This is a genomic window from Bacillus atrophaeus (assembly GCF_001584335.1).
In the GTDB taxonomy this organism is placed as follows: domain Bacteria; phylum Bacillota; class Bacilli; order Bacillales; family Bacillaceae; genus Bacillus; species Bacillus atrophaeus.
Genome location: NZ_LSBB01000020.1, coordinates 519,835 through 533,194, shown reverse-complemented (window position 1 = coordinate 533,194; position 13,360 = coordinate 519,835). Strand labels below are relative to the sequence as shown.

General features: G+C 41.4%; 14 protein-coding genes and 1 pseudogene. 6 read left to right on the top strand and 9 right to left on the bottom strand.

Annotated features, from left to right (window positions below; genetic code table 11):
* Positions 1 to 67 precede the first annotated feature (67 nt).
* From abbA to fadH, 7 genes and pseudogenes are all read right to left on the bottom strand, one after another.
* Positions 68 to 259, bottom strand: a complete 192-nt coding sequence (abbA, locus tag AXI57_RS16365) for an AbrB antirepressor AbbA (protein WP_003327264.1) — start codon at positions 257 to 259, stop codon at positions 68 to 70.
* A 143-nt stretch (positions 260 to 402) separates the two neighbouring features.
* Positions 403 to 921, bottom strand: a complete 519-nt coding sequence (locus AXI57_RS16360; RefSeq protein WP_061670697.1) for a ribonuclease H-like YkuK family protein — start codon at positions 919 to 921, stop codon at positions 403 to 405.
* A gap of 99 nt (positions 922 to 1,020) precedes the next feature.
* A complete protein-coding gene (locus AXI57_RS16355) occupies positions 1,021 to 1,260 on the bottom strand; it encodes a YkuJ family protein (RefSeq protein ID WP_003327266.1) in 240 nt (79 codons plus the stop codon).
* Positions 1,261 to 1,452: 192 nt separating this feature from the next.
* Positions 1,453 to 2,361 carry a manganese catalase family protein gene (locus tag AXI57_RS16350; protein ID WP_061670696.1) on the bottom strand — a complete coding sequence of 303 codons (909 nt, stop codon included), beginning with the start codon at positions 2,359 to 2,361 and terminating at the stop codon, positions 1,453 to 1,455.
* Between the two features lie 275 nt (positions 2,362 to 2,636).
* Positions 2,637 to 3,857, bottom strand: coding sequence for an EAL domain-containing protein (locus AXI57_RS16345; protein ID WP_061670695.1), 1,221 nt, complete (start codon positions 3,855 to 3,857; stop codon positions 2,637 to 2,639).
* Between the two features lie 358 nt (positions 3,858 to 4,215).
* Positions 4,216 to 4,350: pseudogene (locus tag AXI57_RS22535) on the bottom strand (hypothetical protein); the annotation flags it as partial.
* Between the two features lie 84 nt (positions 4,351 to 4,434).
* Positions 4,435 to 5,199, bottom strand: coding sequence for a 2,4-dienoyl-CoA reductase (fadH, locus tag AXI57_RS16340; RefSeq protein ID WP_061670694.1), 765 nt, complete (start codon positions 5,197 to 5,199; stop codon positions 4,435 to 4,437).
* 149 nt (positions 5,200 to 5,348) lie between these two features.
* On the opposite strand from fadH, the gene AXI57_RS16335 reads away from it, so the two are divergent.
* From AXI57_RS16335 to AXI57_RS16320, 4 genes are all read left to right on the top strand, one after another.
* On the top strand, positions 5,349 to 6,209 hold the full coding sequence (locus AXI57_RS16335) for a metallophosphoesterase (RefSeq protein WP_061670693.1): 861 nt from the start codon (positions 5,349 to 5,351) through the stop codon (positions 6,207 to 6,209).
* Between the two features lie 135 nt (positions 6,210 to 6,344).
* A complete protein-coding gene (locus AXI57_RS16330; protein ID WP_087941879.1) occupies positions 6,345 to 6,842 on the top strand; it encodes a L,D-transpeptidase family protein in 498 nt (165 codons plus the stop codon).
* Positions 6,843 to 6,917: 75 nt separating this feature from the next.
* Positions 6,918 to 8,213, top strand: coding sequence for an MFS transporter (locus AXI57_RS16325; protein WP_010788458.1), 1,296 nt, complete (start codon positions 6,918 to 6,920; stop codon positions 8,211 to 8,213).
* A 122-nt stretch (positions 8,214 to 8,335) separates the two neighbouring features.
* A complete protein-coding gene (locus tag AXI57_RS16320) occupies positions 8,336 to 8,800 on the top strand; it encodes a YkyB family protein (RefSeq protein ID WP_003327274.1) in 465 nt (154 codons plus the stop codon).
* Between the two features lie 52 nt (positions 8,801 to 8,852).
* Here the strand turns inward: AXI57_RS16320 and cheV are convergent, their stop codons facing one another.
* Positions 8,853 to 9,764, bottom strand: a complete 912-nt coding sequence (gene cheV, locus AXI57_RS16315; protein WP_003327275.1) for a chemotaxis protein CheV — start codon at positions 9,762 to 9,764, stop codon at positions 8,853 to 8,855.
* Between the two features lie 208 nt (positions 9,765 to 9,972).
* Between cheV and AXI57_RS21795 the strand changes: the two genes are divergently transcribed.
* Positions 9,973 to 10,134: a hypothetical protein gene (locus AXI57_RS21795; protein WP_003327276.1), complete on the top strand. Its 162-nt coding sequence runs from the start codon at positions 9,973 to 9,975 to the stop codon at positions 10,132 to 10,134.
* Positions 10,135 to 10,339: 205 nt separating this feature from the next.
* Positions 10,340 to 11,509: an aminotransferase A gene (locus AXI57_RS16310; protein ID WP_061670692.1), complete on the top strand. Its 1,170-nt coding sequence runs from the start codon at positions 10,340 to 10,342 to the stop codon at positions 11,507 to 11,509.
* Positions 11,510 to 11,531: 22 nt separating this feature from the next.
* Here AXI57_RS16310 and AXI57_RS16305 read toward each other — a convergent pair whose 3' ends face one another.
* A complete protein-coding gene (locus tag AXI57_RS16305) occupies positions 11,532 to 13,352 on the bottom strand; it encodes a PAS domain-containing protein (RefSeq protein WP_003327278.1) in 1,821 nt (606 codons plus the stop codon).
* Positions 13,353 to 13,360: the final 8 nt, after the last annotated feature.

Genomic DNA, 13,360 nt, shown 5'->3' with positions numbered 1-13,360 from the left:
TTTGTCGAAAAGTTTCCCTCAACAAAAAAGATACTCATCAGCAGAGTATCAAATTATAGATCTGTCATTAATTTTCAAATCGAAATCGGTCATAAAGAGTCACGAGTTTTTTATAGGTTGTTCCATCAACGTTTTTTGTGCCTGTTTCTATATCATTGATTTCACTGCTCAAAAGCTCGATTGCATATTCGTGATTGATAAGGACATTCAGCAGAAGTTTCTGTTCTTCTTCCGTAAATCTTTCACCGATAAGACTCATTCGTAACCAGGCCCCCTGTTTTTTTACTGAATACCTCTGAAGGTAAGAATGATCTTACTTTCAGCCTCTACCGCTAGGATAAGTAAACAGAAAAAAATCGTCAACCGCATATTTCGACATTTCCTTTGGTTTTTGAGAGACTATTATTTTGTGTAACGATTTGCATAGCTAAAAGCTGTATATGAATCAGGTTTGATTTTTGCTTCAATTCCCATTGAAGTGATACGGCCCGTCATTTCCTGAATCAGCTCTTTCGTCAGCCCTTTTTTTCCGATATCCAAATGAACCTCAAAGGTAAGATCTGCTCCCTCGCCTGTAAACGGAAGGAGCAGATCCGTAATATCCATAAAGTATTCATCAAGGATATGGGCTGCTGCCTCTTGGCTGTACGCTGTTTCTAACGAGATCTTTTCCCGAAGGCTATGTATGGGCCTGTTCACTGCATGATTTTTCAAACAGCCCCATGCTCCCTTGCCTGTACGATGCAAATGTAACGCTGTAATAAACTTTGTGTGATCACGGTAAACCTGAGAATCCGTCCCGATTGATAAAACATAAGCAGAACGGGGATCTCTTTTAATAAAGGTTTTCATCCGTTGAAACACATCGTGAAAGGTCATCTGTGCTTCAGAAAGATTATAAAAAAGAAAAGAATCAGCCATCGCGACACTCCTTTTCAATTATCTTACATCCATGAAACAAGTATGTTCCTTTACGCTTTATTCTATTACCCGCTGCTGCAGAGACAAGGTATCCTTTAATTACTGAAGAAGTTCAAAGATTTCAATTGAAATCATGTCGATGTTATCAAACGGGAATGTGTTTGGCTTTTCACCTTTTTGAAAAACCGTAAGTTCGAACGTTTGATTTTTTTCGAAATATTTTACACTGCATATTTTTTCGCCATTTACTTCAAAATAACGCTGCATTGGCTCGCTGGCCGCTTCCGCCGTTTCTTGCAGGCTTTGCAGCCTAGTGATGATACCCATTAATTGTGACATTCTAAAAAAAGACTCCTTTCAAAAAACAACTTCAAATCAACAAGTATTTATTATAATACAAGTTCTATTGAGCATCATACCATAAAGTTAGACAGGATGGCATTTTCCCTGCGGAATTTAAGAAAAGAAAAAAGCGGAAAAAACTGTTTTCCGACATAGTTTGAGACTTTTTTTTGAATGTCATGCACACAATTATGATTTTTTTGATATTCCGGCGGAGTTCATCAGCCTTTTTGCAATCTCATCAAAATCCTCTTTTGAGATGCCCGGGGCAAATTCCTCAGGCACCTCTCTGTGTTCCGGAACCGGAGCGCCTTGAGGGGTTCCTTCAATCACTTGAAGAGGCTCCCCGTCAATCGGATGCTCTCCCTTCCAAATTTTATTGATATCTTTATAATCCGTATCGCTGAATGTATACAGTTTTGTATGAATGCCTTGTTCTTCAAACTTTCTGGCTGTATCAAAATGCTTATTATCCAGATTCGGGATCGGCAGCATTTTCCCGAGATCAACCCCTGTGGCAACTTCGAGGGCTTTTGCATATGCGACAATATGCACTCCGCCTCTGACCAGTAAATATCCGATCATTTCTCTCGCAACGGGATGATCCGTCATTTCATAGACTCTCATTTTATGGGTCCTGGCCCCGCACTCAAGGAAAAAGTTGTGAAGCAGGTCTAGCACAAGGTTTCCGCTGTTGAACACATTTTCGCCGGTCCAAGCTTTTCCCATTGAATCAAAAGGATAGGAAGTTTGGGCCGTTTCAATAAAATGCTGTGCATTCCGTTTGTTTTTTGCGTCTCTCATCGGAGTTACGTCAGGATCACCTTTAAAAGTTGTCCCTGTCAGCATTAAAGTAATGGTGTTGGACACCAGTTCCACATGTCCGAATTCCTCGGCGGTAATGCTTGATACGAGATCATAAAACGGTTTTAATTTTTTCTTGCTGCGAAAGTTAAACGATTGGAACATGTAATTATTTAAAGTGGACATCTCGCCGAATTTGCCGCCCAGAAGTTCTTGGACAGCGGCCGCCGCATTGGCGTCGGGATGCTCAGGTGCAGGCAGATCAATTAATAGTTTATTGCTTCTTTTTATCATTTGATTTCCTCCCCAGCGTTCATCACTCACCACTAGTAAGGTTTATTTAATGCACGGTTTGTCTTATACCTGGACAAATAAAAAACTTGGCGGGGGTAGCGCCAAGTTTTTCGGATCTTGATCTGATAGAGGGGTTGGGGAACAGAGAGTAGCTTCTCTCTATAACTAAATGATAATGATTATCAGTCTCGATGTCAATTGTTTTTTGAAATTTTTTTAAAACTCTTCAGAATCGGCCGAAACGCCAAACATAAAAAAGCGGCTCTTCAACCGCTTTAAATTAATCCGTCCTGCTCATATAAGTAAGAATAAGGAAGGTCAATAAACAGATACATATTGTCATCCATTGGATAAGAAAACGTTCTGATCATCTCGCCTGTTTCAATATCACTGTACAGATCACTGAAAAATCCTTTTCGCGAATTTCTCATTCTCATGATATTTTCCAGGAAATAAGGACGCCAGCTCCAGTTTTTCTCCACATATTCCGGCTGATAGATCCATTCTCCGGATTGTTTAAAGACATTCCCTGTCAATTGGTAGCCTTCCTCGTCACACATATAAATTCTAAAGCTGCAATCGGTCAGTTCTTCCGCCAGCTTTTTAATAAAATCGTCATCGTCTTGACTGGACTTCTTCAATGTTGAAACGACTTGATGGACACGCTTATAAAACTGTTCAGAATGCTCATAAACGGTTTCCAGCTTCTTTTTTTCATGAGTGATAAACTGATGAAACTCAGCCTTCAGCCGGTCCTTCAGCAAGTCCCTTTCCAAAAAACGTTCAGAGGGGGACTGCAAGTAAAAACCTTGAAAATAACGGCCCCCGTTTCTCCAGGCGTATTGGAGCTGAAAGTTCGCCTCAATGTCTTCATAAAGCAAAACGGCGCCGATTTTTCTCGCCAGAAGAGAAATGCTGTACAGCACATGTTCATATGACGGCGACGGCTGTGATATTTTCAGTGCCTGTAAGTCGATTTTTAGCAAATCTGGTGAGAGAAGTGCAATTCTATCCAAGTTGCTGCTTTCTTTTCCGATATTATCAACTGCAATTTTAATTCCATATGTACGATAGTAAGCAAGCATATGGTAAAGCTGCTCAATATCTCCTTCAAAATTATGCTCCGTAATTTCGAGCACAAAACGATGAAGTTCGATCCCTTTCGCTTCATATTCTTTCAGAAGCTCCAGAAAGCTTTCGCCGTGATCAAGCATCAAGAGATTCGCATCTTGATTCATAAAAATCAGCAAATCCGAATCTGCGTCTAAAAAACGGTCAAGGGCCTGGCGGATGATCCTGTTATCAATCTCTAATTTATATTCTTCGGGGATCCCTGCGTCTAAAAAGAAGGGCCCGAGACTTTGAATTTCTGAATCTGCCAAAATACGTCCCAATACTTCATATCCTATGATTTTCTGCTCCTCGGCACTGAAAATCGCCTGGTAATATGGAATGACATCATCAATGTTCGTTAAAATATCAAGTGGATCCAACATGTTATCACCTGCTTCTCTATCTTTGTCTGATTATACACACAATTATATCGACACCACAAATTTTTTAAATTTATATTGATAAGAGTTTAGGTAGTGCGGGAGTGTCTGAGGAGGAGGAATGATTTTGAGTTCTATATCTTTATAGATTGCTTAATACAAGATCTTATTTAATAGAGTATCAAATTAAAGTGTTTCTACCAGCCTTGTTGGCAGAGATACATATCAAACAGCCAGCGTATCGCCTTCGGGCCCAGCATTTTTTCAAGTATCCACCCCTTAATTTTAAAAATTATATCATAAATTTGAATAGAAAATAAAACAAGCGAACTACCAGCTTATGTTCGCTTGTTTGCAGCTTTTATTCAGATATCATTTTCTTCTCAATAACACCTCTAAATGCTTGTGCTGTTATTTCCCCAATATCTTCACTATAATCCGGTACATCAAAAATTTCTTTATAGGCTAATCTAATAGTAACAACAATTGCATCAAGGAAAAAACTTATCCAATAGATTAAAATTGATCAAGAAGAAGGTTATTTTCTAAAGTTCATAAATAAAATATATGAAACGTGTAATTAAAACGGATAAGGATTCAGCCATTGGCCTCCATCCATCGTCACACATTCCCCATTCACGTAAGATGCTTCATCAGACAGCAAAAATGAGGCAAGCCCAGCAATTTCCTCAGGAGTGCCGAGACGTCTGAGCGGCACACTGTTCAGCGTCCGGTTCATCGCCTCCTCTGATTCCCACAGCTTCTCTGCCCCGCCGGTGCGTTCAATCGGGCCGGGAGCGATGGCATTTGTGCGGATGCCGTATTTGCCGCCCCACTCGACGGCAAGCGTTCTTGTCAGAGAAAGCACTCCCGCTTTGGCTGCGGCCGAATGGACGACTCCGGCCCCCGCTCCCCAAGCGTAAGTCGCAGCCATGTTTAGTATCGTTCCTTTTTGCTGCTGTTCAATCCAGTAATGGGCTGCAGCCTGGCTGCAAAAAAATGTACCGTTTAAGACAATATCAATTACTGCCCTCCAGCCATTTGGCGTGAGCTTCTCAGCCGGACAGATAAAGTTTCCCGCCGCATTGTTAATCAGCGCGTCGAGCCGTCCGAAGGTTTCGACCGTTCCTGTAATCATTTCCTTAGCCGCCGATTCAGAACGGACATCCATTTGAAAAAAAGCGGCTTTGCCTCCAGAGTTTTCAATCTCTTTTTTCGTTTCTTCAAGTGCATCGAGCGTTCTTCCCGTCAGCATGACGCTCCAGCCAAGATCAGCCTGCTTCTTCGCAATCGCTTTTCCCATTCCGCTTGATCCGCCAGTGACAATGACCACCTTTTTTTCCATAACGTTCTCCCCCTAAATAATGAATGAATGAATAGCCATTCAATTTAATTTTAACATAATGTCACGCATTCCGTCATCAGATGCTGAGAAGAGATTTTTCATAAGCCCTGATGATATAATGGAGAAACTCTACAAAAGGTTGGATTCCCATGCGTAAATTATCAAGAAGACAGTTTTTAAAAGGTGCGCTCGGCACTTTTGCAGCCGGCCTGCTGACTGCGGGAGGCGGCTACGGCTATGCCAGATACCTTGAACCTCAAATGATGGTTACGGTCAAGCAGACCATTAAAAGTCCTCTTCTTGCCGGCGGTTTAGATCAATTTAAAATAGTACAATTCAGCGATACGCATTTAAGCGAAGAGTTTTCTTTGAAGGATCTGGAAAAGACCGTACTTCATATCAATGATCTTCATCCGGATTTAATCGTCTTTACCGGTGACTTAATTGATAAACCTCATATTTACCAAGACCATTATCCAGCGCTTCAGACGTTAAAAAAGTTGAGCGCGCCATTTGGCAAGCTTTGTGTTTTTGGCAATCACGACCATGGAGGCTATGGATCTGCAGCTTACGAAAATCTTATGAAGGCTGCCGGTTTTGAGGTGTTTCGCAATGGGCTGAAGACAATAAAGCTTTTGGACGGAAGTCAATTGGACATCGCAGCTCTTGATGACCTGATGCTCGGAAAACCTGATTATAAAGGAACGCTTTCAAACCTGAGAGATGATGTTTTTGCCATCTTGCTCGTCCATGAGCCTGATGCCGCATTGAAAACGAAAGCATACCCTGTTAATCTTCAGCTTTCAGGCCACACACACGGCGGTCAAATACAGCTCCCGTTTTACGGACCGCTCATTACGCCGCCCTATGGAAAAATCTACACTGACGGAATGTATAAAGTTGACGGCATGCAAGTGTATGTCAACCGCGGGCTTGGCACGACAAGGCTCCCTTTACGGTTTCTTGCCAAGCCGGAAATTACAATTTTCGTATTAAGAGGAACTGATTAGATTTTCATTATGTCTTTGTCCTCATGCATAAACGCGATCCTCATCAATATTTATATAAAATAATGAAGAAACAAAAAGAACCATTAAAGCTAAAGGAATGGTTCTTTTTGCTTTGAAAAAAGGGAGATGACTCAACTGCTCACTTATCGAGTCAAACAGGGTGAAACATTAGCCAGTATCGCAGCGGATTTCAGAATAGACCAAGCGGCTTTAGTGCGTGCAAATCCTTCTCTGCAAACAGGAATCCTCCTCGCAGGACAGATTATTGTTATACCCGGGATCCCAAATCCGGATTCCATTCCGTATCATATCGTTGTTTCTATCAGCGGCAAGACACTCCGGCTGTTTCAAAACAATCGGCTGATCAAGACTTATCCGATAGCTGTAGGAAAAATACTGACAACAACCCCGACGGGAGAATATTACATCGTAAATCGGCAGCCTAATCCGGGAGGTCCTTTCGGAGCCTATTGGATGAGCCTTTCAAAACTGCACTACGGCATTCACGGAACGAATAATCCCTCATCAATTGGCAAGGCTGTATCTAAAGGCTGTATCCGTATGTATAACAAAGACGTTGTTGAACTCGCTTCTATCGTTCCAAACGGAACAAGAGTAACCATTAATCGGTAATATTCACTTATTAGTTTGAAAAACAAGCGGTTTATAATATGATAAAGTGGGACCTTTAGGGTAAGGAGCGTTTTTATGGATATATTTAAAAATCGTAATTTTGTTCGACTTTTTTTCGCAGCACTTGCTTCTCAAATGGGAACGACAGTAGGCAACATGGCGTTTGCTTTCTTCCTGCTGGACCGGTTCAGCAGCCAGCCTGCGTATGCCACTTTGGCTGAGCTTATGTATTCTCTTCCGACGGTGTTTGTGTTTCTGGTTGTCGGAGTTGTAGCTGACCGGTTTGACAGGAAAAAAGTCGCCGAGAATTGTGATTGGATCAGAGCCGGACTGACTGTCGTTCTTTTCTTCACTTTGTTTACCGGCAATATTCCGCTTGTGTTTTTCATTTTATTTGTCAGAAGCGCTGTCACAAAGTTTTTTTATCCCGCCGAGGCAAGTCTTGTACAAGCTATTTTACCGAAGGAGCAATATGCAAAAGCAGCGGGGCTTAATCAGATGCTCTTCAGTATATTTATGGTTTTCGGTGTCGGAATCGGAGCGTTTATGTACAATACCATCGGCATCCACGGCGCCATCTTGCTTGATCTTGTAAGCTTTATCGTATCGGGTTTTCTCATTCGTGCCTGCCAAATACCTTTAGAAGCCAGACAGCCTAATGGAGCGTTTAATTGGAGAAAGGCTTCCGTTAAAGATTCTTTAAACGATTTTAAGGAAGGCATTGTTTACATTTTAAAAAACAAATTGCTCGCCTCCCTGATATTTGGCTTTTTTGTATTCGGCTTTGTTAACGGGGCGTTTGCCGTGCTCCCTATGTTCACTATGAAATATGGACTAGCCCCTGACCGTTACGAATGGCATACTTCCGTGTTTACGGTCGCCATCGGATTTGGGCTCTTAGCCGGCAGTGTGATCGGCACCTTGGTCTCCAAAAAAATCAAGCCGCATTTTTTAATGTCGGTTCCCATTTTGATAGCAGGATTTCTTATTTTTCTGCTTGGATATACAAATGTGCTATGGGTTTATTATGCTACCGCTTTTGTACTGGGAATGTGCATCGGCCCTGTCAATATTGCGATTGGAGGCTGGATGCCAAAGATTGTTCATCCGAAATTAATGGGCCGTGTAAGCGGGTGGCAAGACCCGTTTATGATGTTTGCCCAGTCCATGACACTTGGCTTAGTCGCTCTTTTATTTCCAAAGATCGTTCCAAATATAGATTACCTTTATTATGGGATGGGAGCGGTTATTCTTCTTGTTTTTATTTTCTATTTCATTGCACTGCCAAAATTCAGTGCTCAGGCTGCTGAGATCGATGTTCAGGAAAAATTGGGAACTCAGCGAAAAAAAAGAGTAAAATCGGTATATTAAAGAGTAAAAATGCGCTGTTTTCCAGTCAAAAAGCGCATTTTTATATTCAATATTTGCATTTCAACTTTAAAAAAGTATAATCTAATCATAAGAACTTTGATGAATTGTAAAGGAGAGTAATAATGGACGACCATGCATATACGAAAGATCTGCGGCCAACCATCGAAAATCTTTCAAAAGCTGTCTACACTGTGAACCGCCATGCAAAAACCGCCCCCAACCCTAAATACCTTTATACTTTGAAAAAACGGGCTTTACAAAAGCTGGTGAAAGAAGGTAAAGGAAAGAAAGTAGGGCTTCATTTTTCAAAAAACCCAAGGTTTAGCCAACAGCAATCGGACGTGCTCATCTCAATCGGAGACTACTATTTTCACATGCCTCCAACAAAAGAAGACTTCGAACACCTTCCGCATTTAGGTACGCTAAATCAATCGTACCGGAATCCTAAAGCGCAAATGTCTTTAACAAAAGCGAAAAACCTTTTGCAAGATTATGTCGGCATGAAAGAAAAACCGTTTGTCACAAATCGGCAGCAGCCAACTTACCATAAACCTGTTTTCAAAAAGCTTGGAGAAAGTTACTTTTAAGCTGAAAAAACAGCCGATGCGTTTTTACGCGTCGGCTGTTTTTTTACGGATACTAATCAATCACATACGTATCGACCTTTTTAATTAAATCGCTGATTTCCGGCTTGCTTATTTGCTCGTCGGCACCTACAACTTCACCGCGATGCCGCAAATCGTCTGTTATTAAGGACGAGAAGATCATCACCGGAACATCAGAACTTCGCGGATTATCCTTAAGCAGCTTTGTCAGCCTGTGTCCGTCCATCTTCGGCATCTCAATATCACTGATGATCATATCAACCTGTTCGGAGAGGTCGCCCCCTTCTTCCGTTAGGCCCATGATATGTTCGTACGCTTCTTTCCCATTTTCAAATGACGTAATGTCGTTATAGCCGGCTTCCTTTAATTCATCAGTCAAAAGGCGTAAAAGAAGCGGTGAATCCTCTACAATAATGAGTTTTTTGCCTGTTCTTCTTTCATCAAAGCCTTCTTGGTGCACATTGTACGTTTCAACACCTGAATCCGATTCAATATCATAAATGATTTTTTCGTAATCAGGCAGAAAGATCATCGTTTCTTCCAATTTAATAATTCCGGTTAAATGCCGTTCCATTCCCTGATTTAAGGAAGTCGGCTTTTCTATTGACTCCCAAGATACCCTGTGGATTTGCGAAACAGAGCCGACATGAAAGACGATTTTCCGTTTGTTAAACTCTGTCACGATGTATTTCTCATCTTTAGACCCGCTGCCCTCAACGCCAAAAAACGAAAACAGGCTGATGACCGGAAGAATCTCCCCTCTTAATTTGATCATTCCTTCTACATGCTGGTGGGAGTGCGGCACAGAGGTGACCCCGACGGGCTGGATAATTTCTCTGACTTTCATAACGTTAATGCCGAACGTATTCTCTCCGACGCCAAATTTCACAATCTCCAATTCATTAGTTCCAGAATCTAATAAAATGTCATGTTGATGTAAAGACAATTCAATCCCTCACAATTCGCTTTCAGTATTGTACTGTATATATCGGACAAAATAATAAAAAGTGAATGGCGCACTGCTTCAAATTGCGATTCCTGTTCATTTGAGCCGGATTTTTTCAGAAAAAAGATACTTTTTGCCTGCTATCCATTGACTTTCAATCTGTCCATGGTACAATAGTCAAGGATTTTTTGAAAGAAGGGTGTAAATAATGGGTACTTTAGTAATATTTAAACAAAATGAAATGACTGTTTTAGAGGAAGTCAGCGAAAAGGCTTATCTCGAAATGAAGAAAAAAGCCGCTGAACAGCATGAAGAACATCCCGCGTATTTGATTTGGCACGAAGACCTTCATTCAGAATATGGTTATTGATCAAATTTACACATATAAACAATAATAGATCATGATACAATAAAGACAATCATATTTGCTGGTTGTCTTATTTTTTTCTCTGATAAGAGGTATGTTTTAAAAACTCCGGCATACAATCAACTATATATCAGCTAAAAAGATGACAAATGATCAGCTAATGGTAAAATAGGATAAAAACTCATTATATATTTTAAGGTGATGAATTATGGAACATTTGCTGAACCCGAAAGTTAAAGAGATTGAAATTTCAGGAATTCGCAAATTCTCAAATCTTGTAGCTCAATACGATAATGTCATCTCGCTCACAATCGGCCAGCCTGATTTTTTTACGCCGCATCATGTAAAAGCTGCCGCCAAACAGGCGATCGATGATAATGTCACTTCATATACACCAAATGCCGGCTACCTTGAATTGAGACAAGCTGTGCAGCTTTATATGAAGAAAAAATACGATTTCAATTATGAAGCTGAAAGTGAAATCATCATAACCACGGGAGCAAGCCAGGCGATTGACGCTTCTTTCCGGACGATTTTGTCCCCGGGTGATGAAGTCATTTTGCCGGGTCCTATTTACCCTGGTTATGAGCCTATCATCAGAATGTGCGGCGCCACACCTGTATTCGCGGATACAACCTCTCACGGTTTTAAGCTGACGGCGCGGCTGATTGAAGAAGCGCTGACGCCTAATACAAAATGTGTCGTTCTTCCTTATCCGTCAAATCCGACCGGCGTTACGCTGTCTGAAGAAGAGCTGAAAAACATCGCTTCTCTTTTAAAAGGAAGAAATATCTTTGTCCTGTCTGATGAGATCTACAGCGAATTGATATATGACAGGCCGCATCACTCAATTGCGACATTTTTAAGAGATCAGACGATTGTCATTAACGGTTTATCAAAATCACACAGCATGACTGGCTGGAGAATCGGCTTTTTATTCGCCCCGAAGGAAATCGCTAAGCACATTTTAAAAGTGCATCAGTATAACGTGTCGTGCGCTTCCTCCATTTCTCAAAAAGCGGCGGTGGAGGCAGTCACCAACGGAGTTGATGACGCCCTTATTATGAGAGAGCAATATAAAAAGCGGCTCGACTATGTATATGACCGCCTTGTCTCAATGGGGCTGGATGTCGTGAAGCCATCAGGAGCATTTTATATTTTTCCTTCGATTAAATCCTTTGGAATGTCGTCATTTGATTTTAGTATGGCTCTTTTGGAGGATTCTGGCGTCGCTCTTGTGCCGGGCAGCTCATTCTCAGAGTTTGGCGAAGGATACGTGAGGCTGTCTTTTGCATACTCGTTAGATACGTTAAGAGAAGGCTTAGACCGTTTGGAATTGTTTGTATTAAAGAAAAGAGAATCAATGCAGACTGTATAAACAACGGCTTTAAGCCGTTGTTTTATTTTTTTGGAAATGAAATCTTAAATGCCGTGCCTTTCTCCGGCTTGCTGTCTACCTGGATGGTTCCTTGATGATTTTCAATAATATTAAATGTAACCATAAGTCCGAGTCCCGTTCCCTTTTCTTTTGTTGTTAAAAATGGTTCTCCTATACGCTTCAGTACCTTTTCAGGGATGCCCTCTCCCTCGTCTTTAATAGTAACGTGAACGGAATGCTCATCCTCTGTCGTGTCAATCTCAACTGTTCCCCCGTCAGGCATTGATTCCACAGCGTTTTTAATTAAATTGATGAACACTTGTTTGAGCTGGTTCTGATCACCGTTAATAAAAATACTGTCTCTTTGGAAGGCGGTTTTAATGAATATTCCATTTAAGTTCGCCTGGGTTTCCAACAGGGCTGTCACTTCGCTGATCAATTTTTTAAGGTTTAGATGCTCTTTAAAGGCATGCTGCTGCGGCTTGGCAAGCATAAGCAGTTCGCTGAGAATCAATTCAATTCGGCTCAGCTCAGAAAATACAATGTCGAAGTAATGTTCATTGCCCTCCATCGTCGGCTTCATAAGCTGTAAAAATCCTTTAATTGCCGTGAGCGGATTGCGTATTTCATGGGCAATACCAGCAGCAAGCTGCCCTGCGATCGAGAGCTTTTCAGATTTAAGCATTAATTCCTCGGTTTGCTTGCGTTCAGAAATATCCCGCAGGATCACTTGAACGGCGGTTTCGCCAAAAAAGGTTGTCGGAATGCAGACCATTTCTGTATAGATCAATCGATTTTGAAAAGTGAACCATGATTGCTTCATGACTTCTGAATCAGTTTTATGCTCCGCAATGTTCTGAATTCGCTTTTTTACATCTTCATGGTCGCACGGGTGAAGGTGGTCGTATATATTTTTTCCGATTAAATCCTCATACGTCGCCGCTTCAAAAAGAGAAATGCCTGATTCGTTCATAAATACCCATTTTCCATTGTGTATGACTGCAATGGTGTCGATAGAGTTTTGAATAAGCAGCTGATACCGCTCTCTGCTTTTTTGCAAGATGGTTTGGAATTTTTTTCGCGAGGATATATCAATCAGCAGCAGCAGTTCAGCCCGCTGGTTTTTGTAAATGGCCGGAGCGGCTTTTACTTCCAGATGAACAGGTGTGCCGTCAAGCCTTTTCCACGTCTGTTCGATCATTCCCACCTCCATCCCTTTTTGCATTCGCAAAATCCTATTTTTTACGATGTCATGGTATTCCTCTTCAATAAATTCATAAGACCATCTGCCGATAATGTGATCCTTGGTTTCCGCTCCGAGCATGGAAAGCATTGCATTGTTAACGTAGACGATTTTACCGCTGACGCTGATACATAATGGGCTTGGAAGAGTTTCAACTAACCGTTCAAATTCACTATTCAGATAAGAGGATGATGTTTGATGTTCAGGCTCGATTTTATTTTTATTGCAGTTGAGGGATTGATGACCGGATTCCTCCTCAAGCACCTTCATTTTCAGTATAATCTCCCTGCCGTTTCCTTCAACCTGGGTGGTGACGATTTCTACACCGGCTTCTATCCACACAATGGTATGGTCTTTTTTTATAAGACGAAAGGTACAAGGCATCAGATGATGTTCATTATAAAAGTAGCTTTCCACTAAAAACTGGTCTTCCTCATGCAGAAACTCCTTCATGAATGATCCAATCATCTCTTCTTGGGCATAACTTAAATACGGCTTGCAATTTGCGGAAATATAAATGATGCGTCCATTAGAAGTTAAGACGGCGTGAATATCCGTTTTGATTTGAAATTGTCGTGCGTGCTGCGTATCCTGTTCCACAGAATCCC